A 21,737-nucleotide genomic window follows, 5' to 3' on the forward strand; every position below is an offset into this window, starting at 1 on the left:
CCGGTTACTTGAGCTTGAGGTTGAAGGACCAGACGGCGAGCGGCTTGCCGTCCTCGGCGATCTGCAGGAACGCGAGCTTCTTCGAGGAGGGGGCCTCGCCCTGGCCGCCGGTCGCGAAGACGTCGGCGCCCGGGAAGCTGCGGTAGGTGTTCGAGGAGGGCTCGGTGATCGGCTGGCCGTCCAGGACCGCCGACCAGCGCTTGCCGTCCTCGACGATCTCCGGCTCGACCCCGAGACGCAGGGTGTCGCCCCGGGCGTACTCGACGGTCTTGGGGTTCTTGAGGTTGGTGAGGCACTCCTGGACCTGGTCCATGGAGAGCTCCTTGCCGTCGTTGTGGCAGGAGGCTTCGGCGGACACCGACGAGGTGCCGACCGTCACGGTCGCCAGCGGCGTCGGCTTCTCGCCACAGGCGGAGAGGAGGAGGAGGCCGGCGGACACGGCTCCGAGGGCCGCGACGCTGCGGCGGGCCCTACCCGAGAAAAGCGGTGCGGTCATGAGCCGAAGGCTATCGGGCCGGTGGGCTGCGCCGCCGCACGGGGTACCGGTGGCCTGCGGCGCGGCGCGGTTCTGCCGGTGCGGCGCCGCCGCGCGAGCGACCCCGGGCTCCGCCCGGGCATTCCCGGGGCTCCGCCCCGGACCCCGCGCCTCAATCGCCGGCGGGGCTGAAGGGTCGCCTCAAGCGCCGGCGGGGCTGGAGGTTACGCCACGCGGGGGCGGGAGGTGTCCGGGCGGTGGGGGCGGGGGGCGGAGAGGACGCCGCGCAGCGCCATCGTCGTGCCCAGGGCCACGATCGCCGCGGCCACCGACATCCCCAGTACCCCGTTCAGCGGCAGCACGATGCCGATCGCGCCGCCCAGCACCCACGCCACCTGGAGCAGCGTCTCCGAACGCGCGAAGGCCGAGGTCCGCACCGACTCCGGCACGTCCCGCTGGATCATCGCGTCCAGCGACAGCTTCGCCAGCGCCTGGCAGAAGCCCGCCGTCGCGGCCAGCACGGCCATGAACAGCGCGCTGAAGAACACCGCCGCGAGCACCGCCACGCCCAGGGTCAGGCACAGCACCGCCGCGATGATCGCCTCCGGCGCCCGCGCCCGCAGCCACGCGCCCGCCGCCGTACCGCAGGCGTTGCCCACGCCCGCCGAGACGCCCACGATGCCCAGCGACACCGCCGCGCTCTGCCCCGCCACGGGGTGCTCGCGCAGCAGGAACGCCAGGAAGAAGATCAGGAACCCGGACAGCGCACGCATCGAGGCGTTCGCCAGCAGCCCGCACAGCACCGACCGGCTGACCGTCCGCAGGCCCGGCCGCTTCGAGTGCGCCTCGTGCGTGGACAGCCGCGCCCGGCGCTCGCCCTTGGCCTCGTCCACCTTGTGCGGCAGCGTGAACGCCGCGAAGGTCCCCCACACGAAGATCACGCAGGCCCCGTACAGCGGCCACGGCGGCCCGATCAGATGCAGGGCGGCACCCACCGGCGCCGCCGCGCCCGTCGCCAGCAGACCCGCCAACGTGACCCGGGAGTTCGCCTTGACGAGTGAGAATTTCGGCGGCAGCAGCCGGGGCACCACCGCACTGCGGACCACCCCGTACGCCTTGGACGCCACCAGCACGCCCAGTGCCGCCGGATACAGCTCGATGCCCCCCGTGGCCACCGCACCCGACATCAGCAGCGCCAGGAGCGCGCGGGCCAGCATCGACGTCGCCATCGCCGCCCGCCGGCCGTGCGGCAGCCGGTCCAGCAACGGACCGATCACCGGGGCCAGCACCGTGAAGGGGGCCATCGTGATCGCCAGGTACAGGGCCACCCGGCTGCGCGCCTCGTCCGTGGGAACGGAAAAGAACACCGTCGAGGCCAACGCCACCGTGATCATCACATCGCCGGCGCCGTTGATGGCGTGCAGCTCGATCAGCTTGCCGAGGCCCGATTCCCCCGCCCCGTGCGCGTGCGTGGCCCGCCGGATCCCCCGCGCCGGAAGGTGCAGCGCACGCCCGACAGCCCGGCCGGCCCGCCTGGCCGGTCCCGAGCCGTCGTCGGACGACCGTACGGGTGCCACACTCGACATAGTGCCCCACCCGGCCCTGCCGGGGCGCCTCCCGGCGCGTCGCGCGGCCGGTGGCTTGTCCGCGAATCGGACCTTGCATGTGTGCCCGAGGCTTAAGAGGAGGTAGCGTGCGTAGCGCGCCACCGGCGGATGCTCCTGGCCGCGCGCCTCTTCGTGATCCCGCAGAATGGGTTGCAGTGAGGTGCGCCCGGAGTCCGATCGGGTGCGGACGTCGACGCGGCCCTCTGGTCCGCTCCGCCCGTGCCCCGTACGGACAGCACCGCCGGGTCGTTGTGGACGACAGTACGGACGGCGCACACGTGAGACGGCGTAGGAGAGAACGAGACCAGTGAGTGCTGCGACGCGAAGCCGTACCCCGCGTACCCCCGACCGCCTCTGCGTCGAGGCGGTAGAACTCGCCCGCGCGGCGGCCGAGGAGGCCGCCTTCCCCGGAGTGGTCGGCGCGCACGTCTCCGCCGTGGCGGAGGGCGACCGCGTCGTCACCCACTTCTTCGAGTCCAAGGAGCCCGGCTACCGCGGCTGGCGCTGGGCCGTCACCGTGACCCGCGCCTCCCGCGCGAAGAACGTCACCCTCGACGAAACGGTGCTGCTTCCCGGCGACGACGCGCTGCTGGCCCCCGAGTGGGTGCCGTGGAGCGAGCGACTGCGCCCCGGCGACATGGGCCCCGGCGACCTGCTGCCCACCGACGCCGAGGACCTGCGCCTGGAGCCGGGCTGGTCGGGCGAGGACGCCCCGCCGCCGAACTCGGTGGTCTCCACCGAGATGGCCGAACTGGTCGAGGCCGAGGACGCCGACGTCACCGACCGCGCGGTGGTCCCCGTACGCGGCTCCATCACCTCGGTCGCCGAGGAACTGGGCATGCGCCGGGCGCGCGTGCTGTCGCGGTACGGGCTGCACACCGCAGCCGACCGCTGGGACGAGTCCTTCGGCGCCAAGACCCCGATGGCGCAGGCCGCGCCCGCGTCCTGCGTCTCCTGCGGCTTCCTCGTCGCCATCGGCGGCTCGCTCGGTCAGGCCTTCGGAGTCTGCGCGAACGAGTTCAGCCCGGCCGACGGCCGTCTGGTGTCGCTGTCCTACGGCTGCGGCGGCCACTCGGAGGCCGCGGTCATGCCGGCGCCGATGCGGCCGGCCCCGCCGGTGCTCGACTCGATGGCCTCGGACGAGTTCACCCTGCGACCGGCCCCCGACACCGGCTCGGTCCCGGTCTCGGAGTCGGACCTGCCGGCCGCGGACCTCGGCCACTCGTAGCCGCTCGGCGGGCCCGCTCGGCGGGCCCCGTCCGGTGGCCGTGCGGCGTACCCTCGCCCCATGGGGGACACGGGTGCCGACGCGGACATGGTGGGACTGACCGGCCGGGTGACCGGGACGGTCGGCCCGGGGCTGGTGGGCGAGGTCATCGTACGGATCCGGGGCGGGGCGGAGCACTTCCTCGCCCACCCGGTCGCGGGGACCGGCCGCATCGCGGTCGGGACGGTGGTGACGGTGGTCGAGTACCTGCCGCCGCGCACGGTGTACGTGATGGCCGCCTACGACAACTGACGCCCCGTCCCACCTGTACGTATCAAGATGGCGACAAGACTCGGCCGGCATCTTCCGGCGGGGTTTCGGCAGGCGCAGACTCAGCCTCGTCGGTGCCGAACGGCACCGCGCTAAGGGGGCGTTGCCGATGGCTATCGGCGTCGTGGCGGGAATCGTTCTCGCCGCAATCGTGGCTCTGATCGGCCTGTTCAAGCTCATGTGGCGGGTGGCCGAACCGAACGAGGCACTCGTCATCTCCGGCTCCACGCACAAGACCGAGGGCCTCGGGCAGGGCATGGGGTTCCGGATCGTCACCGGGCGGGGGACGCTCGTGCTCCCGGGCGTGCAGGCGGTACGGAAACTGTCCTTGGACCTCAACGAGACGCAGCTGTCCGTGGACTGCGTCACCCACCAGGGCATCCCGCTGCGGGTGAAGGGCGTCGTCATCTTCAAGGTCGGCGACGACCTCGTGTCGATCGCCAACGCGGCCCGTCGGTTCCTGGACCAGCAGAAGATGATGCCCGAGCGCGTGCACATCGTCTTCGCGGGCCACCTGCGGTCCATCGTGGGCGGTTTGACGGTCGAGGACATGATCCGCGACCGGGAGAAGCTGACGGGCCAGACCCGGATGGCCTGCGGTACCGAGATGGAGAAGCTCGGCCTGATCGTCGACTCGCTGCAGATCCACGAGATCGAGGACCCGACCGGCTACATCAAGAACCTGGCGATGCCGCACGCGGCGGCCGTGCAGCGGGACGCGCGGATCGCGCAGGCCGAGGCGAACCGGCTGGCCACGGAGGCCGAGCAGGCCGCCTTCGCCCGGATGGCCGAGGCGACGCGGGACAGCGAGATCCTGCAGGCCGGCTACCAGGCCGAGCGGGACAAGGCGGCGGCGACGGCCCGCCAGGCGGGCCCGCTGTCGGAGGCGGCAGCCCGCCAGGAGGTCGTCGTCCAGGAGACCCGGGTCGCGGAGCTGGAGGCGCACCGGCGCGAGCAGCAACTGCAGGCGGACGTACGCAAGCCGGCGGACGCGGCGGCGTACGAGACCCGCACCCGGGCCGAGGCCGAGCGCGACGCGCGGATCTCGGCGGCGCAGGCGAAGGCGCGGGAGACGGAGCTCGCGGCGGCCGCCGAGGCGACGCGGGTGACGACGGCGGCGACCGCCGACGCGCAGGCCGTGGAGGCGCGGGGCATCGCGTCGGCGAAGGCGACGCGGGCGACCGGTGAGGCGGAGGCCGCGGCCACGCAGGCGCGGGGTCTCGCGGAGGCGGAGTCGGCGAAGGCCCGCGGTCTCGCCGAGGCGGAAGCGATCAAGGCGCGGGCCGCCGCGCTGGCGGAGAACCAGGAGGCGGTCGTCGCGCAGCAGCTGGCCGAGAACTGGCCGGCGATCGTGGAGGCGGGCGCGGGGGCCTTCGGGAACGTGGAGCACATGGTCCTGCTGAACGGGGCCGAGGGCATGTCGGAGATGTTCGCGAAGGCGCTCACGATGGGCGGTACGGGGCTGGGCGTGGCCCGCCAACTCCTGGCCTCGATGGGCCAGACCCCGCCGCCGACCACTACGCCGGTGAACGGCCGCATCCCGATCCACGAGGAGTAACCGGCCCCATCCAGCCCCGCCGGGCACATTCAGCCCTGTCGGCCTGTCGGCCTGTCACGGTCAGGTCCGGGGCCGGGCAATTCAGCCCCTCCGGCGTTTGAGGAGCGGGGTCCGGGGCGGAGCCCCGGCAGCGGCGCGGGCGCCGAACCGCCTGGTTTCCGGCGCGGCGCCGCTGCCGGGGGCGCCGCCCCCGGACCCCCGCGCCTCAAACGCCGGCGGGGCTGGATGTGGGGCCGGATGTGCCGGCGACGCGGGGGCGGGGCGCCTCTAAGGCCGGCGGGGCTGGATGTGGGGCCGGATGGGGGGCGGATCAGGGGCGGCGGCGGAAGAGGCGTTTGGCGGCGAGGACCAGGATCAGGCCGGCCGCCAGGACGAGGGCCCCCTTGCCGAAGCTGCCCGTCGGCTGGGACGCGGGGGCCGCCCCCGCCGGGGCACCCGGCTGCGGCGAGGCCGAGGCCGACGCGCCGGCGCCGGCGACCGGGACGGCGATGACCCGGCTCCCCTCGCCCTCCGCGCCGAACATCAGCGTGGAGCCGTCCGGCGTGTACGTCACCGACTCCGCCTGCCCCTGCCACGGCGCGTCCACCCGCTCGCCCTCGCCCACCGGCAGGCCGTCCTGCCACGGGTAGGTGCGGGCCGTGAAGTAGCCCCGCAGCGTCAGCCGGGTGCCGTCGGGGGAGAACGCCCCGTCCGTCACCCACGGCACGGCGGCGACCCGCCGGAACACGTTCGTGCCACCCGGCGTCAGCTCCGCGGGCCCCTCGTACAGGCCGCCCTTGTTCTCGTCCTTGCTCGCGATGTAGACGCGCCCCGTCACCGGATGGACCATCAGGGCCTCCGCGTTGCGCGCCCCGTCCGCGTACTTCACCGTGAACTGCGCGGCTTCGACCGTGACATCACCCAGTTGCTTCGGTTCCGGGAAGCGGTAGATCCACACGTGGTCCCAGGTGCCGTTCCGGTTGTCGCCGATGTCCCCGACGTAGAGCTGCCCGTCCGGGCCCAATGAGATCGCCTCGACGTCGCGCGGCTTGCCGATCCCCGTCAGCGTCACGCGGGCCACCGTCTTGCCCGACGCCGAGTCCACCGCGTAGATGTACGGGCCGTCGTCGCTGTCGTTGTGCGTCCAGTACACGCCCGGGTGGATCCGGCTGGCGGCCAGGCCGCTCGACTCCTTGATCCGCGGGTCGGCGATGGTGAAGGAGGACGCGGCGGGGGCCTCCGCGGCGAGGGCCGGGCCCGGCAGCACGGCAAGTGCGGCGGCGACGGCGGCAGTGACGGCAACGGCGGCGGACGCGGCGGCGGACGGCATGGGCAGGCGCATTCCCCCAGCCTGCCAGTACGTGCCGCGTGTCCGGCGTCACAGGGGTTTCTGTCGCGCGATCCGCGATGATGACCGGATGCGTTTCATGTTCGTCGGCGACTCCATGACCATCGGACGCGCCGGCGACTACACCTGGCGCTACCGGATGTGGCAGCACCTCAGCTCGACCTTCGGCGGCCCCCACCGGATCGTCGGTCCGCGCTGCGAGCTGTACGACACCGTCGCCGACACGCCCAGCAGCCACGCGTACGCCGACCCGGGCTTCCCGGAGCCCGCCCGCCGTCACCTCGCCGGCTGGGGCGAGGGCTGGCAGCACATGGCCCCCCTCATAGGCCCCGCGGTCGCCGACACCGGCGCCGACGTCCTGCTGGTCTCCCTGGGCCTGATCGACCTCGGCTTCTACACCGACGCCGAGCAGACCGCCGCCAACGTCCGTCGGTTCGTCGCCGGGGCCCGCGCCGCCCGCCCCGCCGTCCGCATGGTGCTGCTGCCGGTCATCCCGAACAGCCGGGCCGAGGAGGACGCTCCCTTCGCGGCCGAGGTGGCCCGCTTCAACGAGCTCCTCGCGAAGGCGGTCGCCGACCTGACGACCGACGCCTCGCCGATCCTGCTGGCCGCGCGCCCGGACGCGTACGACATCCACCGCGACACCTACGACGGCACTCACCCGAACGCCTCCGGCGAGCACCGGCTGGCGGGCGAGTTCGCGGCCGTCCTGCACCAGGCGTGGGGGATCGGCGGCCCCTACCGGCCCGCGCAGGGGCTGTAACACGCCCTTCACGACGGGGTCTTGCTTCGAGCGCACTCGAAGCAGTTGGCTAGTGCCCCATGAAGTACACGCAGCTCGGACGCACCGGCCTCAAGGTCAGCCGACTCGTTCTCGGCACCATGAACTTCGGCCCCCAGACCGGGGAGCCCGAAAGTCACTCGATCATGGACTCCGCCCTCGACGCGGGCATCAACTTCTTCGACACAGCCAATGTGTACGGGTGGGGCGAGAACAAGGGCCGCACCGAGGAGATCATCGGCACCTGGTTCGCCCAGGGCGGCGGCCGCCGCGAGAAGACGGTCCTCGCCACCAAGGTGTACGGCTCCATGTCCCGCGAGGGCGACACCTGGCCCAACTACGACCGCCTGTCGGCGCTGAACATCCGGCGGGCCGTCGACGCCAGCCTCAAGCGGCTCCAGACCGACTACATCGACGTCTACCAGTTCCACCACGTGGACCGACTGACCCCCTTCGAGGAGATCTGGCAGGCCGTCGAGGTCCTGGTCCAGCAGGGCAAGATCCTCTATGCGGGCTCCTCCAACTTCCCCGGCTGGAAGATCGCCCAGGCCAACGAGACCGCGGCCCGCCACGGCCGGCTCGGCCTGGTCAGCGAGCAGTGCATCTACAACCTGGCCGAGCGGCGTGCCGAGATGGAGGTCATCCCGGCCGCCCAGGCGTACGGGCTCGGCGTGATCCCGTGGTCCCCGCTCCACGGGGGCCTGCTGGGCGGAGTCATCAAGAAGGAGGTCGAGGGCGGCCGCCGCGCCTCCGGCCGGTCGGCGGACGCACTGGCGAACACCGCCGTACGCGCCCAGGTGCAGGCGTACGAGGACCTGCTGGACAAGCACGGCCTGGAGCCGGGCGAGGTCGGGCTGGCCTGGCTGCTGACGCGTCCCGGGGTCACCGGGCCGATCGTCGGGCCGCGCACGCAGGAGCAGCTCGACTCGGCGCTGCGCGCGGCGGAGCTGGAGCTCTCGCAGGAGGTCCTGGCGGGCCTGGACGAGATCTTCCCCGGCCCCGGGACGTCGCCGGAGGCCTTCGCCTGGTAGCTCCGGTCCGGTCCGGCCCGGGGGTACTAGGGGCTACTGGCCGACGGCAGCCGCCACGGCCACGACGAGGAACATCAGCACGAGCACACCGGCCATCACACGGTTTCTGGTCTTGGGATCCACCCATCGAGCGTAACGCGGCCCGTCGGCCCTCCCGCACTCCCCCCGGCTCCGGCCGGTGGGAGTGCGGGTTCAGCCGCCGAGCTGCCAGGCCCCGACGGTCTCGTAGCGGGGCTGCTCGCCCGGCACTCCGCTGACGGGAAGGTTGCTGCGGACCAGGCTCAGGGTGTCGACCTGCCAGGTGGTGCCCTCGAAGTCCGCGAGGGCATCCAGGTAGGGCCGCAGCGGGGTGGTGGCGCTGCGGTTGCGGGCCAGGGTGAGGTGCGGGTTGTACCGGTGGTGCTGCTCCATCGGTACGCCGGCCCGCCGGGCGGCGGCGTCGGCCCGCTCGGCGAGCATCTGCAGGGCGGTGATCTCCCCGGCGGCGCCGGTCCACAGGGCGCGCTCCCCGAAGTGGCCGCAGCCGTGCAGCCGCAGGGCGAAGGGGGCGGTGCGGTGGGCGGCCCGCTCCAGGCGGGTGTGCAGCTCCGGGAGCACCTCGTCCCGTACCTCGCCCATGAAGGCGAGCGTGAAGTGCCAGCCCGCTCGCGCGGTCCACGTCAGCCGGTCGTCGTGCAGGGGGTCGACGGCCCGGGCCAGCTCGGCGACGGCCGCGTCGGGTGGCAGGACGGCTGCGAACAGTCTCATGCCGGCGAGCGTAGGCGCCTCGATCGCCGGCGGGGCTACATTTCAGCCCCGCCGGCGTTTGAGGAGCGGGGTCCGGGGCGGAGCCCCGGCTCAGGCCACCGTCACCAGGTCGCGGCGGGCCGGGAGGGCCGGGACGAAGGTCACGCCGTGCCGGTTCACCCGCAGCCGCAGGTTGCCGACCCGGGCCAGGACGACCGCGATCGCGACCGAGGCGGCCAGGGAGATTACCGCGCCCGAGGCCATGCCGATCCGGGCGCCGTAGGTGTCCGTGATCCAGCCCAGCAGCGGGGCGCCCAGCGGGGTGCCGCCGGTGAACACCATCATGAACAGGGCCATCACCCGGCCCCGCATCTCGGGGTCGGTCGCCATCTGCACGCTCGAGTTGGCCGTGACGTTCACCGTCAGGCCGAAGATCCCGATGGGCACGAGCAGGGCGGCGAACAGCCAGAAGCCGGGTGCGAAGGCGGTCACCAGGAGCAGGACCGAGAACAGCACGGCCGCGGCCACCAGCACCCGCAGGCGGGAGTGTCCGCGCCGGGCCGCGAGCAGGGCGCCCACCAGGGAGCCGGCCGCGATCAAGGTGTTGAAGAGCCCGTAGGTGCCCGCGTCCCCGTGGAAGACGTCGCTGACGTAGGCCGAGAGCCAGATCGGGAAGTTGAACCCGAAGGTGCCGATGAAGCCCACGAGCACGATCGGCCAGATCAGCTCCGGGCGGCCGGCGACGTAGCGCAGGCCTTCGCGCAGCTGCCCCTTGGCGCGGGGCCTCGGCTCGACCGGGTGCAGTTCGTCGGTGCGCATCAGCAGCAGGCCGGCGAGGGGTGCGGCGAAGGACAGTCCGTTCAGCAGGAAGGCCCAGCCGGAGCCGACGGCGGTGATCAGTACACCGGCGATCGCCGGGCCGACCAGCCGCGCGGACTGGAAGTTGGCGGAGTTCAGGCTGACGGCGTTGGCCACCTGGTCCTTGCCGACCATCTCGGAGACGAAGGTCTGGCGGGCCGGGTTGTCGACCACGGTGACCAGGCCGATCGCGAAGGCGGCGACGTAGACGTGCCACACCTGGACGTTCCCGGCCAGGGTGAGGACGGCGAGGGCGATGCCGGTCAGGCCCATCGCGCTCTGGGTGGCGAGGAGCAGCGGCCGCTTGGGCAGCCGGTCGGCGAGTACGCCGCCGTAGAGGCCGAACATCAGCATCGGCAGGAACTGCAGGGCGATGGTGATGCCGACGGCGGAGGCGGAGCCGGTCAGCGAGAGGACCAGCCAGTCCTGGGCGATGCGCTGCATCCAGGTGCCCGTGTTGGAGACGACCTGGCCGGTGGCGAAGAGCCGGTAGTTCCGGATCTTCAGCGAGCTGAACATGGAGCCCTTGCCCGCGGGTGCCGCGGTGCGCGCGGCGGTAGGTGTGGTGGATATGTGGCCGGGTGCGGAGTCTGCTCCGGTTCCCGTACTCAAAAGCGTTCGCCTCCTGGCGTCGTTCCTTACAGGTGCGCGAGCTTCTCCAGGACGGGTGCGGCCGCGCGGAGCTTGGCCCATTCGTCCTCGGTCAGCTCGGCCGCGAGCCCGGCCAGGAAGGCGTTGCGCTTGCGGCGGCTCTCTTCGAGCATCGCTTCGGCCTCCTCCGTCTGGCGGACCACCTTCTGGCGGCGGTCGTCGGGGTGCGGTTCCAGCGTGACCAGTCCCTTGGCTTCCAGCAACGCGACGATGCGCGTCATCGACGGCGGCTGGACGTGCTCCCGCCGCGCGAGCTCGCCGGGTGTGGCCTGGCCGCAGCGGGCGAGGGTGCCGAGGACCGACATCTCGGTCGGGCTCAGCGACTCGTCGACGCGCTGGTGCTTCAGGCGTCGCCCCAGCCGCATGACGGCGGAGCGGAGGTCGTTCACGGCGGCTGCGTCGTCGCCATGGGAAAGGTCAAGCATGTGCTTAGGGTAACTCATTACTCTCTCTAAGGAAAACCGCTTTCACGGTTACACCAGGGGTCACTCGTACGGGTGAGTCGGCGGCTGAAAGCGACACGCGTACGCGCCCTGTGCCCCGACTCTTTCGGCATGGGGACACATGTGCTGAGCATGCGCATAGACGGGGAGCTCCTCGACAGGCTCCGGATCCACGCCGCCAAACGCGGAATGAGCGTCCAGGACTATGTGGTCCGGACGCTCATTCGCGATGACTTCGACGAGCGCTTCAAGGCGGCCGTCGACGAGACAGAGAAGTTCTACGGGCTGACGTGAGCTACTGGGCGAGGCCGAGGGCGGGCATCGCGTAGTAGAAGACGAACACCGCCGACACCACGTACATGGCCACCGGGACCCCGCGGCCCCGGCCGGTCGCCAGGCGCAGTGCGCAGAAGCTCACGAACCCGATGCCGATGCCGTTGGTGATCGAGTAGGTGAAGGGCATCATCACCATGGCCAGGAAGGCCGGGACGGCGATGGTGAAGTCGCTCCAGTCGATGTCCTTGACCGAGCCGGCCAGGATCAGGAAGCCGACCGCCACGAGCGCCGGGGTGGCCGCCTGGGACGGGACCATGGCGGCGAGCGGGGTGAGGAACAGCGCCACGGCGAAGAGGCCGCCCGTCACGACGTTCGCGAGCCCCGTGCGGGCGCCCTCGCCGACCCCGGCCGTGGACTCCACGAAGCAGGTGGTCGCGGAGGAGGAGGTGGCGCCGCCCGAGGCGACCGCCAGGCCGTCGACCAGCAGGACCCGGTTGATCCCGGGGAACTCGCCGGTCTTCTTGTCGATCAGCTTCGCCTCGTCGCCGACGCCGAGGATCGTGCCCATGGCGTCGAAGAAGCAGGACAGCAGCACGGTGAAGACGAAGAGGACGCCGGTGAGCATCCCGACCTTGTCGAAGCCGCCGAACAGGCTGACCTCGCCGACGAGCCCGAAGTCGGGCATGGACACCGGATTGCCGGGCCACGCGGGGACCGTGAGGCCCCAGCCCGAGTCGGGCAACTTCGCGACCAGCTGGACCACGACGGCGGCCACGGTCATGGCCACGATGGAGATCAGGATCGCGCCCGGGACCTTGCGGATCAGCAGGGCGAGGGTGAGCAGCACGCCGATCACGAAGATCAGGACCGGCCAGCCGTCCAGGTGACCGGTGGCGCCGAGCTGGAGCGGGACGGTGGTGTGCGCGGCGTCCGGGATGCGGGAGACGAAGCCCGCGTCGACCAGGCCGATCAGCATGATGAACAGGCCGATGCCGATGGCGATGCCCTTGCGCAGGCCGAGCGGCACGGCGCTCATGACCCGCTCGCGCAGGCCGGTGGCGACCAGCAGCATCACCACGAAGCCGGCCAGGACCACCATGCCCATGGCGTCGGGCCAGCTCATGCGCGGGGCGAGCTGGAGCGCGACGACCGTGTTCACGCCGAGGCCGGCGGCGAGCGCGATCGGGACGTTTCCGATGACGCCCATGAGGAGGGTGGTGAAGGCCGCCGTCAGGGCGGTGGCCGTCACGAGCTGGCCGTTGTCGAGCTGGTGCCCGTACATGTCCTTCGCGCTGCCCAGGATGATCGGGTTCAGCACGATGATGTAGGCCATGGCGAAGAAGGTCGCGAAGCCGCCGCGGACCTCGCGGGCGACGGTCGAGCCGCGCTCGGAGATCTTGAAGTAGCGGTCCAGCGAGCCGGAGGGATCCTGGGGGGAAGGCTCCGGGGCGGTGGCTACGGGGGCGGGGGCCGGGGTGCTCATACGGTCCTCATTGGGTGGTTCATACGAAGAAAATGGGCCGCGCCCAAACCGTTTCAGTATGAACACATGAACGAAAGGGCGTCCATCTCCGCGCGTAGATGTCATTTCCCGCCGCCTAGACTTGCCGCATGGCGAAATGGATTGCGAAGCACGAGGCGCCCGAGCCCCTGGAGGGCCCCGTCGTCGCCACCGTCACGGGCGGCACGATCCTGTGGTTCGCCCTCTTCCTGGTCCAGCTGCCCTTCTACGGGTGGTTCGCCGACCGGGGCCAGCTGTGGTGGGTCTGGACCTGCGCGGCCGGTGGCTTCCTCGGCCTGATCGGCATCTGGTACGTCCGCGGCCGCGAAGCGGCGCTCGCGCGTCACGCGGCGGAACGGGACGAAGAGGCGGCCCGGGCCGACCGGGCGGCCCAGACCCCGCCGGAGCCGGGGACCGGCCCGCAGGGCTAGGCCGCGTCGGTGCGGGCACCGCCCCGCAGCGCTACCAACGGACGATTCGGGTCATCCTGAGGTCTGATCTTCGGACTTTTCGGCGGGTGAACCCAAAGAACCCCGCTTAACGTCGAAAGCATGACGCAGCGGGCTGGAACCGAATCCGACGGGCCGGAGCCGGGCGGCGGGACGGCCGCCCCCGCCATCGACGCGGGAGCGGAGCTGGACCCCGTACACCCGATGCGACCGCCCGCGCCCCGGTTCAAGCCGGGCGGGCTGAGCACCGCCGAGGTCGCCGAGCGCGTCGCGCGGGGCGAGGTCAACGACGTTCCCGTCCGGAGCAGCCGCTCCACCACCGACATCGTCCGCGCCAACGTCTTCACCCGGTTCAACGCGATCATCGGCGTGCTCTGGGCGATCATGCTCGTCGTCGCACCGATCCAGGACAGCCTCTTCGGGTTCGTGATCGTCGCCAACACCGGCATCGGCATCATCCAGGAACTGCGCGCCAAGAAGACCCTCGACAGCCTCGCCGTCATCGGCGAGGTCAAACCCAGCGTGCGCCGCGACGGCCGGACCGCCGAGATCTCCACCTCCGAGATCGTCCTCGGCGACGTCATCGAACTCGGTCCCGGCGACAAGGTCGTCGTCGACGGGTCCGTCGGCGAGGCCGACGGCCTGGAGATCGACGAATCCCTGCTCACCGGCGAGGCCGATCCCGTCCTGAAGAAGCCCGGCGACCCGGTCATGTCCGGCTCCTTCGTCGTCGCCGGCGGCGGCGCCTTCACCGCCACCAAGGTCGGCCGCGAGGCCTACGCCGCCCAGTTGGCCGAAGAGGCCTCCCGCTTCACGCTCGTCCACTCCGAGCTGCGCTCCGGCATCTCCACCATCCTCAAGTACGTCACCTGGATGATGATCCCGACCTCGATCGGCCTGATCATCAGCCAGCTCCTCGTCAAGGACAACAACCTCAAGGACTCCATCGCCCGGACCGTCGGCGGCATCGTCCCGATGATCCCCGAGGGGCTCGTCCTGCTCACCTCCGTGGCCTTCGCGATCGGCGTCATCCGGCTCGGCCGCAAGCAGTGCCTGGTCCAGGAGCTGCCCGCCATCGAAGGCCTGGCCCGCGTCGACGTGGTCTGCCTCGACAAGACCGGCACCCTCACCGAGGGCGGCATGGACGTCACCGAGCTGCGTCCGCTCGGCGGCGCCGAGCCGGCGTACGTCAAGAAGGTGCTCGGCGCCCTCGGGGAGTCCGACCCGCGCCCCAACGCCAGCCTCCAGGCGATCATCGACGCCTACCCCGACATGGCCGAGTGGCGCTGCACCGAGTCCCTGCCCTTCTCATCCGCCCGCAAGTACAGCGGCGCCAGCTTCAGCGAGGGCGACGGAGAGAACAACACCTGGCTGCTCGGCGCACCCGACGTGCTGCTCCCCGCCGGGGACCCGGCCCTCGACGAGATCAACGACCTCAACGAGCAGGGACTGCGCGTCCTGCTGCTGGCCCGCTCCGCCCGCGAACTCGACGACGCGGCCGTCGCCACCGGGGTCCGGCCGACCGCCCTGGTCGTCCTGGAACAGCGCCTGCGCCCCGACGCCGCCGACACCCTGCGCTACTTCGAGGACCAGAACGTCAGCGCGAAGGTCATCTCCGGCGACAACGCGGTCTCCGTCGGCGCGGTCGCCGGCAAACTGGGTCTGCCGGGCGCCGAGAACACCGTGGACGCCCGGAAGCTCCCCGCCGACCAGGCCGACATGGCGAAGGTCCTCGACGAGAACTCGGTCTTCGGGCGGGTCAGCCCGCAGCAGAAGCGGGACATGGTGGGAGCCCTCCAGTCCAAGGGACACACGGTCGCCATGACGGGCGACGGAGTCAACGACGTGCTCGCCCTCAAGGACGCCGACATCGGCGTCAGCATGGGCTCGGGCTCGGAGGCGACCAAGGCCGTGGCCCAGATCGTCCTCCTCAACAACAGCTTCTCGACCCTGCCCTCGGTGGTCGCCGAGGGCCGCCGGGTCATCGGCAACATCACCCGCGTGGCCACCCTCTTCCTCACGAAGACGGTCTACTCGGTGCTCCTGGCCATCCTCGTGGTCTGCTCGCAGGTCGAGTACCCCTTCCTGCCCCGCCACCTGACGCTGCTGTCCACGCTCACCATCGGCATCCCGGCCTTCTTCCTGGCCCTGGCACCGAACAAGGAGCGCGCGAAACCGCACTTCGTGAAGCGGGTCATGCGGTACGCCATCCCCGGCGGCGCCATCGCGGCCGTGGCCACCTTCGTCTCGTACCTGATCGCCCGCCACCACTACACGGGCCAGGGCGCACTCGAAGCCGAGTCCAGCGCGGCCACGCTGACGCTGTTCCTGACGTCCATGTGGGTACTGGCGATCATCGCCCGCCCCTACACGTGGTGGCGGGTGGCCCTGGTCGGCGCGATGGGCGGGGCGTTCCTGATCGTCCTCGTCGTGCCGTGGCTGCAGGACTTCTTCCAGCTCAAGCTGGTGGGCGTCACGGTGCCGTGGATCGCGGTGGCCGTCGCCGTGGGCGCGGCCGTCTTGATCGAGTTCACCTTCAGGTGGGTCGACCGCAAGTTCCCGGCCTGACCGGGACCGGCCAGCCTCGGGCGCAGGCCCTGGTCCGGGTCAGGAGACCGATACGCGCTGCTGGCCCTCGGCGGTGGCGCCCTGCCGGGGGGCCGGGACGCCGCCGTCCGTGGGACGGCGCCGGCCGATGTCCTTCAGGCGCATCGCCGGGCGTTCGACCAGGTGCCAGGAGAGCACCGCCGCGACCAGCGCGCCGGCCAGGGAGAGCCCCAGGTAGGCGGCGAAACCCCAGCGCGCACCACCGAGGACGGCCAGCGCCTGCTGCACGAGGAAGCCGTAGATGTAGATGCCGTACGAGTAGTCGTGCTTGGCGCCGATCCGCTGGAACGGCTTGGGCAGCCGGATGGCCAGCCACAGCAGCAGGTAGCAGAAGGCCGGCACGCCCAGGGCGAAGAAGTACCCGTAGTGCAGGGTCAGCACGAACACCACGGCGCTGAGCGCCGCCAGCGGGTCGCTGACCGGGACGCGCTCCTTGTAGAGCTCCAGCACCGCGCCGAGGGCGAAGGCGAAGCCGAGGTAGACCATGTAGTTCACGCTGTGCGGGCCCATCAGCGGAATGACCAGGTCACCGCCGTGCGCCGCCGTCCCGGCCCCGGCGTTCAGACGGTTGCCGACGGCGTCACCGACGACCAGGCCGCCCAGGACCACCGCCACCGCCAGGACGGTCCGCCGGGACCGCACCAGCGAGCCGCCCAGCGCGAGCAGGCCGACTCCGAGATAGCAGAGGATCTCGTAGGCCAGCGACCACAGGGCGCCGTTCATCGCCGCGTTGTGCGTGAGCCCCTTGGTGGTGCCGGTCTCCATCACACCGGATATCCCCCACTGCCCGACGCCGACGGCCCAGTTCGCCTCGACGTAGGCGAAGGGTCCCTGCGGGTGGTCCCAGAACCCGGCCGTGCTGCCGTGCTGCCGCCAGTACAGGAAAGGGGCCACGGCGAAGGCCGTGACGGCCATGCAGACCCAGAAGCCGGGCAGCAGGCGCAGCGCGCGGTGCCACAGGAAGCGGCCGACGGGCAGCCGGTTCCCGCTGCGCGTCACGAGGATGCCGGAGAGGAAGAAGAAGCCGAAGACGGCCATCTTCCCGAGGTCTATCTGCCCCTGCGAGAAGCCGTGACCGAGCTCATGGCTGCCGAAGCCGAGGATGCCCGCGTGCGAGACCACGACGGCGGACGCGAGGAACAGCCGCAGGAGGCCCAGGCTGTTGTTCCGGCCGGAAAACAGCTCGGACACCGGCCCGCGGGACCAGCGGAAGCCGGCCGGAAGGGCTCTCCTGTCGGGCATGACGCTCCCCCTGAACGATTCCCTGAGGGCGCGTTCTCTTCGTGGTCGTGGATCCGCCGGTCGGGCGAAAGCACTGATCAGTCTGAGTCGGCACGTGCCGCCTGTCAAAGGGAGCGCACGGTTTCCGGGCGCCCGCGCGCCCGCCTCCCGGCCCGTTCCCGGCCCGCTTCCGGCCCGCCTCCCGTCAGTCGAACCAGCGGTCCCGGGCCAGTTCCGCCGTGCGCGACGGGTCCTCCAGCAGCGCCGCCACCTCGAAGCGGCGCGGCCACTGGCCCGCCGACCAGGCGAGGCCGGCGGCCACGCCTTCCAGCGTGGACGCGTGGAGCGTGCCATCGGGGGTGCGGCGCCAGTCGAGCTCCGTGCCGCCCGCGACCAGCTCCTCGTGCTCGACGTACGTCGTCGGAGTGGCCGGACCCAGCAGCACGAGCACCGACTCCGGCACCTCGTGCTCCTCGCCGGGCGTGGTCACCTCCGCCGGAACCGTCTGCGAGAGGCGGCGGACCTGGAGCAGCTCCGCGAGGTCCGCCGCGCGCGCCGGGGGGACCGGCAGCAGCGGCAGCCCCGCCGTCAGCGGGAGCAGGTCCGGGGCGTCCGCGATCACCGCGTCGGCCGCGTCCACCACGAGCACCTCGCCGTCCACCACCGCGCGCAGCTCGTCCGGGAGGGTGACCTGCTCGGGGTCCAGATCGGCCAGCGCGCCGTACAGGCCGTGCAGCTGCTGGCCGGTGACCTCGCGGTCCGGGTCGGCGAGCCGGGCCAGCAGTTCGGCGGCGCCGCCGGGCTCGTCCAGCAGGGCCGCCACGGTGGTCCGTACGCCCAGCGCCCGCAGGACCTGCTCGTCCTCGAAGCCCGTGGCGTCCGCCGAGGTGTAGAGGCCTTGCAGCAGCGGGTCGCCGCCCGCCGCGCGCAGGCCCGCCGGGCGGCGGCCGTCGAGCACCGGGTGGTCGCGCAGCCACCACGCGGTGTACGGGCGCACCGACTGCGTGGTGCCGTCCGGCAGCAGGATCCGCACGGGCTGGGTCAGCGCGTCGCGCAGCGGCGGCTGGGCGAGCATGGCGAGGGCCTGCGGCCAGCAGTCGTCGTCGACGAGGTCGAGGTCGCGGACGGCGATCAGCTCGGTCGCCACCGGCGGGACCGGGAGGTCCGGCAGCTGGTCCAGGACGTCCTCGCACCACACGTCGACCGCGTCCAGCAGGCCCGCGTCGTCGGGCTCGGCGAAATCGCCCTCGCGCGGTTCCAGTTCGTCCGGGTCGAGGACCACGTCGGTGGCGCGGACCAGCTGGAAGGTGGCCAGGACCCCGCAGGCGGTGAGCGGGCCCGCGCCCCACCGCTCGGCGAGGTCCGCGTCCACGTACGGCACCTCGTCCTCGCGGATCACCGAGGCCAGCGGGCTGCCCGGCAGCAGGAGCTCGCCCGCCGGGACCAGTTCCCCCTCCTCGTCCGGCAGGGCCAGCGCGCCGAGCCAGGGCTCGTCGCCCGGCGCCAGCTCGGCGTCCTGGACCAGCCCGAGGACCACCTCGGCCAGTTCGTCGGCGTCCAGGGTGTCGGCGTCCTCGTCCCAGATCTCCCCCGCGTCGAGGGAGGCGGCGACGGCCGCCCGCACCTGCGGGGTCGTCAGGACCGCCCGCGCCGTGGCCGGGAGCGCGCCGAGCTTCTCCAGCAGCGGGTGCGCCGCGTCCGGGTGGGCCACCTTCAGGCCCAACCGGGCCAGGCTCGTCGGCGTGTCCGCGCCCGGCAGCAGGATGTGCCGGGGGCCGATCGAGGTGCGGCCGTCGGCGAGCGGCACGGGCAGCCCGGACAGCCGGTCGGGGTCCACCCCGGCGAGGCTGTCGTAGAGCCGGTGCCACCACTCCGGGGTCCGCTCGATGCCCGCGATCCGCTCGATGGCATCGCCCAGCGGGAGCCGGCCCACCCCCAGGGTGCGCAGCTCGGCCCGGCGCTCCAGGCCCGCCGGCAGCAGGGTCGGCAGGACCTCGGCGAGGACGCGCACGGTGTCGGCGCCCGCGCCCTCCACCACCTCGGCCTCGAAGGGGCGCAGGGCGGCGCGCTCCTCCGCGTGCTCGGGCGGCGCGGCCGGCGCGAGGAAGGCGGTACGGGGCAGGCGCTGGAGCACGGCCGCGCGCAGGGCCCCGTCCAGCTCGCCCTTGCCGAGCGGGCCGGGCACCAGGTCCACGAGGGCGGTCGTCACCGGGTCCCAGGCGCCGAGGAGTTCGGCGTACGCGTCGGCCGCGCGCTCCACGAGGAAGTCGAGCAGCGGGCCCGGCGCGGGGTGGCGGCGGGTGGTGTCCAGCGGCAGGGTCGCGATGAGCAGCGCCGGGATGCCGAGCGGCTCGTCGGTGGGGGTCGGCGCGTGCACCACGGGGGCCGTGGCCGGGCGGACCGGGGCGCCGTCGGAGTCGACGGGCACCGCCCAGGACACCGCCCAGGCCGGCCGCAGCCGCTCCTCGACGGGCCGGTCGGCGAGCAGCGCGCGCTCGATGGGGCCGCCGTGGCGGACGGTGCGCCAGCGGTGGGTGACCGTACCGGAGGCGGTGGTGTCCTCGATGACCGTGTACGGGCCCTCGTCACGCCGGTACAGGGTGCGCGCACCCGCGGACGGGGTCTCCACCACGACCTCGCGCAGCCCGGGCAGGGTGAGCAGCAGGGCGTCGTCGACGCCCGCCAGCAGCCGTTCCACCAGACCCTCGGCGGCGGCGTCGCGCAGCGGGAGGACCACGACGGTGTCGTAGCCCTCGGGGGCGGTGCCCTCGGCGGGCAGCGGGAGGCGCAGCAGCGGAACGTGCCCGTCGCGGCGGCGCAGTTCGTCGCCGAGGCCGGGGCTGCCGACGGCGGCGCCCCGGGCCAACTCCCGGGCCTCGGCCAGGGACCAGCGCACTCCGCCGTGGCGGCCGAGCACCGCGGGTTCGTCGGAGACGGCCAGCACGGCCGCGAAGCCCACGCCGAACCGGCCGACGCTGTCGCCGGCGGGCTCCCGCTTGGCGGAGGCGCGCAGGGTGCTCAGCGACTCCACGCCCGTCGCGTCCAGCGGGGCACCGGTGTTGGCGACGGCCAGCAGCGCGTGCCCGCCCTCGCCCTCGTGCAGGGTGAGCCGCAGCCGGCCGGGCACCTGGGCCCGGGCCGCGGCGTCGGCGGCGTTCTGCGCCAGCTCGATGACGAGCCGGTCCCGGTAGCCGCCGAGCGCCAGGTCCTCCTCGGCATTGGCGTCCTCGCGGAACCGGGCCGGGCCCGCACCCCACGCGTCGAGCACCCCGCGCCGCAGCCGGGCCGTGCCGAAGGGGTCCACACCGCTCTGGGCCGCCGTCACTCGCACGCTCACGCCGCTGCCTCCAAGAATCGCCGCCGGAGCCCTGAAGGTACCGCGTGCGGGCAAACCCCCACGCCGGTGGCCTCGGGGTGTCCGGGGAACGCCGAAGCCCCCGGTGACGGCAGGTCACCGGGGGCTTCGCGGCGCACCGGGCGGGTGAGGGTCAGAGCTTGTCGATCACGTAGTCGATGCAGGCCGTCAGCGCCTGCACGTCCGCCGGGTCGATCGCCGGGAACATCGCGATGCGGAGCTGGTTGCGGCCGAGCTTGCGGTACGGCTCGGTGTCCACGATCCCGTTGGCGCGCAGCACCTTGGCGACGGCCGCCGCGTCGATGTCGTCCGAGAAGTCGATCGTGCCGATGACGGACGAGCGCTTGTCGGCGTCCACGACGAACGGGGTCGCGTACTTGGACGCCTCCGCCCAGCCGTACAGGTTGCGCGCACTGGCCGCCGTACGGCCCGTGGTGAACTCCAGGCCGCCCTGGCTGTTCATCCACCGCAGCTGCTGGTCCAGCAGGAAGAGGGTGGACAGCGCCGGGGTGTTGTACGTCTGGTTCTTCAGCGAGTTGTCGATCGCCGTCGGCAGCGAGAAGAACTCCGGGATGTGCCGGCTGCCGGAAGCGTGCACGCGGGCGGCGCGCTCCAGGGCGGCCGGGGAGAACGCGGCCAGCCACAGGCCGCCGTCCGAAGCGAAGGACTTCTGCGGTGCGAAGTAGTAGACGTCCGTCTCGGTGATGTCCACCGGCAGACCGCCGGCACCCGAGGTCGCGTCCACCAGAACGAGGGACCCGGCGTCGGCGCCCGCGACGCGCTTGATCGGCGCCGCCACACCCGTCGAGGTCTCGTTGTGGGTGTACGCGTACACGTCCACGCCCGCCTCGGCCACCGGCTCCGGGTGCGTGCCCGGCTCCGAGGAGATCACGGACGGCGCGTCCAGCCACGGCGCGAGCTTCGCGGCCGTGGCGAACTTCGAGGAGAACTCGCCGAAGGTGAGGTGCTGGGACTTCCGCTCGATCAGACCGGCGGTCGCGATGTCCCAGAAGGCGGTGGAGCCGCCGTTGCCCAGGATCACCTCGTACCCCTCGGGGAGGGAGAAGAGGTCCCGGAGGCCCTGGCGCACCGAGCCGACCAGGTTCTTGACCGGAGCCTGGCGGTGTGAGGTTCCGAGCAGGGAGGTACCGGTGGCGGCGAGGGCGTCCAGCGCCTCGGTCCGCACCTTGGAGGGGCCCGCGCCGAAGCGTCCGTCGGCGGGCTTGATGTCAGCGGGAATCTGGATCTCAGCCACGAGCGGAGCGTATCGGGTCCCGGTCCGCGCTCCGGACGCGCGTCCACTCGATGAGACGGTTCCGTCCGGTGGGAGGCTG

General features: G+C 72.5%; 18 protein-coding genes. 8 read left to right on the top strand and 10 right to left on the bottom strand.

Annotation, left to right across the window (positions count from 1 at the left end; genetic code table 11):
• Positions 1-4: 4 nt before the first annotated feature.
• A complete protein-coding gene (locus tag OG386_RS24730; RefSeq protein ID WP_150257960.1) occupies positions 5-496 on the bottom strand; it encodes a DUF2771 domain-containing protein in 492 nt (163 codons plus the stop codon).
• Between the two features lie 203 nt (positions 497-699).
• Complete coding sequence (locus OG386_RS24735) at positions 700-2,061, bottom strand: MFS transporter (protein ID WP_328789926.1); 1,362 nt, start codon at positions 2,059-2,061, stop codon at positions 700-702.
• A 328-nt stretch (positions 2,062-2,389) separates the two neighbouring features.
• Between OG386_RS24735 and OG386_RS24740 the strand changes: the two genes are divergently transcribed.
• The 3 genes from OG386_RS24740 (at position 2,390) to OG386_RS24750 (ending at position 5,177) form a co-directional block, all read left to right on the top strand.
• The gene (locus tag OG386_RS24740) at positions 2,390-3,310 is read left to right on the top strand and encodes a DUF3027 domain-containing protein (RefSeq protein WP_328789927.1); all 921 of its coding nucleotides are present in this window, start codon (positions 2,390-2,392) and stop codon (positions 3,308-3,310) included.
• Between the two features lie 60 nt (positions 3,311-3,370).
• The gene (locus OG386_RS24745; RefSeq protein WP_030011817.1) at positions 3,371-3,601 is read left to right on the top strand and encodes a hypothetical protein; all 231 of its coding nucleotides are present in this window, start codon (positions 3,371-3,373) and stop codon (positions 3,599-3,601) included.
• Between the two features lie 127 nt (positions 3,602-3,728).
• Complete coding sequence (locus OG386_RS24750; protein WP_328789928.1) at positions 3,729-5,177, top strand: SPFH domain-containing protein; 1,449 nt, start codon at positions 3,729-3,731, stop codon at positions 5,175-5,177.
• Positions 5,178-5,487: 310 nt separating this feature from the next.
• Here OG386_RS24750 and OG386_RS24755 read toward each other — a convergent pair whose 3' ends face one another.
• Positions 5,488-6,498, bottom strand: a complete 1,011-nt coding sequence (locus tag OG386_RS24755) for a WD40 repeat domain-containing protein (RefSeq protein WP_328789929.1) — start codon at positions 6,496-6,498, stop codon at positions 5,488-5,490.
• Between the two features lie 76 nt (positions 6,499-6,574).
• On the opposite strand from OG386_RS24755, the gene OG386_RS24760 reads away from it, so the two are divergent.
• Together OG386_RS24760 and OG386_RS24765 are read left to right on the top strand one after the other, a co-directional pair.
• Positions 6,575-7,267 carry a GDSL-type esterase/lipase family protein gene (locus OG386_RS24760; RefSeq protein ID WP_328789930.1) on the top strand — a complete coding sequence of 231 codons (693 nt, stop codon included), beginning with the start codon at positions 6,575-6,577 and terminating at the stop codon, positions 7,265-7,267.
• Between the two features lie 59 nt (positions 7,268-7,326).
• Positions 7,327-8,316 carry an aldo/keto reductase gene (locus OG386_RS24765; RefSeq protein WP_328789931.1) on the top strand — a complete coding sequence of 330 codons (990 nt, stop codon included), beginning with the start codon at positions 7,327-7,329 and terminating at the stop codon, positions 8,314-8,316.
• A 192-nt stretch (positions 8,317-8,508) separates the two neighbouring features.
• On the opposite strand, the gene thpR is transcribed toward OG386_RS24765, so the two are convergent.
• From thpR to OG386_RS24780, 3 genes are all read right to left on the bottom strand, one after another.
• Positions 8,509-9,063, bottom strand: a complete 555-nt coding sequence (gene thpR / locus OG386_RS24770) for an RNA 2',3'-cyclic phosphodiesterase (protein WP_328789932.1) — start codon at positions 9,061-9,063, stop codon at positions 8,509-8,511.
• Positions 9,064-9,153: 90 nt separating this feature from the next.
• The gene (locus tag OG386_RS24775) at positions 9,154-10,512 is read right to left on the bottom strand and encodes an MFS transporter (protein ID WP_328789933.1); all 1,359 of its coding nucleotides are present in this window, start codon (positions 10,510-10,512) and stop codon (positions 9,154-9,156) included.
• A 26-nt stretch (positions 10,513-10,538) separates the two neighbouring features.
• Positions 10,539-10,976, bottom strand: coding sequence for a MarR family winged helix-turn-helix transcriptional regulator (locus tag OG386_RS24780; RefSeq protein ID WP_189735121.1), 438 nt, complete (start codon positions 10,974-10,976; stop codon positions 10,539-10,541).
• Positions 10,977-11,105: 129 nt separating this feature from the next.
• Here OG386_RS24780 and OG386_RS24785 point away from each other — a divergent pair, with 129 nt between their 5' ends.
• The gene (locus OG386_RS24785; protein ID WP_030010567.1) at positions 11,106-11,288 is read left to right on the top strand and encodes a hypothetical protein; all 183 of its coding nucleotides are present in this window, start codon (positions 11,106-11,108) and stop codon (positions 11,286-11,288) included.
• Position 11,289: 1 nt separating this feature from the next.
• Here OG386_RS24785 and OG386_RS24790 read toward each other — a convergent pair whose 3' ends face one another.
• Complete coding sequence (locus tag OG386_RS24790) at positions 11,290-12,753, bottom strand: NCS2 family permease (RefSeq protein ID WP_328789934.1); 1,464 nt, start codon at positions 12,751-12,753, stop codon at positions 11,290-11,292.
• A 128-nt stretch (positions 12,754-12,881) separates the two neighbouring features.
• Between OG386_RS24790 and OG386_RS24795 the strand changes: the two genes are divergently transcribed.
• Together OG386_RS24795 and OG386_RS24800 are read left to right on the top strand one after the other, a co-directional pair.
• Entirely contained in the window at positions 12,882-13,202 is a 321-nt protein-coding gene (locus OG386_RS24795) for a DUF2530 domain-containing protein (protein WP_328789935.1), read from the top strand.
• Between the two features lie 120 nt (positions 13,203-13,322).
• Positions 13,323-15,788, top strand: coding sequence for a cation-translocating P-type ATPase (locus OG386_RS24800; protein ID WP_328789936.1), 2,466 nt, complete (start codon positions 13,323-13,325; stop codon positions 15,786-15,788).
• Between the two features lie 39 nt (positions 15,789-15,827).
• On the opposite strand, the gene OG386_RS24805 is transcribed toward OG386_RS24800, so the two are convergent.
• The 3 genes from OG386_RS24805 to serC form a co-directional block, all read right to left on the bottom strand.
• Positions 15,828-17,069, bottom strand: coding sequence for an acyltransferase family protein (locus tag OG386_RS24805; protein ID WP_328789937.1), 1,242 nt, complete (start codon positions 17,067-17,069; stop codon positions 15,828-15,830).
• Between the two features lie 184 nt (positions 17,070-17,253).
• A complete protein-coding gene (locus OG386_RS24810) occupies positions 17,254-20,385 on the bottom strand; it encodes a sacsin N-terminal ATP-binding-like domain-containing protein (protein ID WP_328789938.1) in 3,132 nt (1,043 codons plus the stop codon).
• A 151-nt stretch (positions 20,386-20,536) separates the two neighbouring features.
• A complete protein-coding gene (gene serC, locus OG386_RS24815; RefSeq protein WP_328789939.1) occupies positions 20,537-21,658 on the bottom strand; it encodes a phosphoserine transaminase in 1,122 nt (373 codons plus the stop codon).
• Positions 21,659-21,737: the final 79 nt, after the last annotated feature.

It is taken from the genome of Streptomyces sp. NBC_00273 (genome assembly GCF_036178145.1).
In the GTDB taxonomy this organism is placed as follows: Bacteria; Actinomycetota; Actinomycetes; order Streptomycetales; family Streptomycetaceae; genus Streptomyces.

Excerpts from the sequence above, each read along its gene's own strand:
- OG386_RS24735 (WP_328789926.1), bottom strand. The coding sequence starts at position 2,061 with ATGTCGAGTGTGGCACCCGTACGGTCGTCCGACGACGGCTCGGGACCG.
- OG386_RS24790 (WP_328789934.1), bottom strand. The coding sequence starts at position 12,753 with ATGAGCACCCCGGCCCCCGCCCCCGTAGCCACCGCCCCGGAGCCTTCC.
- OG386_RS24750 (WP_328789928.1), top strand. The coding sequence starts at position 3,729 with ATGGCTATCGGCGTCGTGGCGGGAATCGTTCTCGCCGCAATCGTGGCT.
- OG386_RS24795 (WP_328789935.1), top strand. The coding sequence starts at position 12,882 with ATGGCGAAATGGATTGCGAAGCACGAGGCGCCCGAGCCCCTGGAGGGC.
- thpR (WP_328789932.1), bottom strand. The coding sequence starts at position 9,063 with ATGAGACTGTTCGCAGCCGTCCTGCCACCCGACGCGGCCGTCGCCGAG.
- OG386_RS24745 (WP_030011817.1), top strand. The coding sequence starts at position 3,371 with ATGGGGGACACGGGTGCCGACGCGGACATGGTGGGACTGACCGGCCGG.
- OG386_RS24760 (WP_328789930.1), top strand. The coding sequence starts at position 6,575 with ATGCGTTTCATGTTCGTCGGCGACTCCATGACCATCGGACGCGCCGGC.
- OG386_RS24730 (WP_150257960.1), bottom strand. The coding sequence starts at position 496 with ATGACCGCACCGCTTTTCTCGGGTAGGGCCCGCCGCAGCGTCGCGGCC.
- OG386_RS24805 (WP_328789937.1), bottom strand. The coding sequence starts at position 17,069 with ATGCCCGACAGGAGAGCCCTTCCGGCCGGCTTCCGCTGGTCCCGCGGG.
- OG386_RS24800 (WP_328789936.1), top strand. The coding sequence starts at position 13,323 with ATGACGCAGCGGGCTGGAACCGAATCCGACGGGCCGGAGCCGGGCGGC.
- OG386_RS24765 (WP_328789931.1), top strand. The coding sequence starts at position 7,327 with ATGAAGTACACGCAGCTCGGACGCACCGGCCTCAAGGTCAGCCGACTC.
- OG386_RS24785 (WP_030010567.1), top strand. The coding sequence starts at position 11,106 with ATGGGGACACATGTGCTGAGCATGCGCATAGACGGGGAGCTCCTCGAC.
- OG386_RS24780 (WP_189735121.1), bottom strand. The coding sequence starts at position 10,976 with ATGCTTGACCTTTCCCATGGCGACGACGCAGCCGCCGTGAACGACCTC.
- OG386_RS24755 (WP_328789929.1), bottom strand. The coding sequence starts at position 6,498 with ATGCGCCTGCCCATGCCGTCCGCCGCCGCGTCCGCCGCCGTTGCCGTC.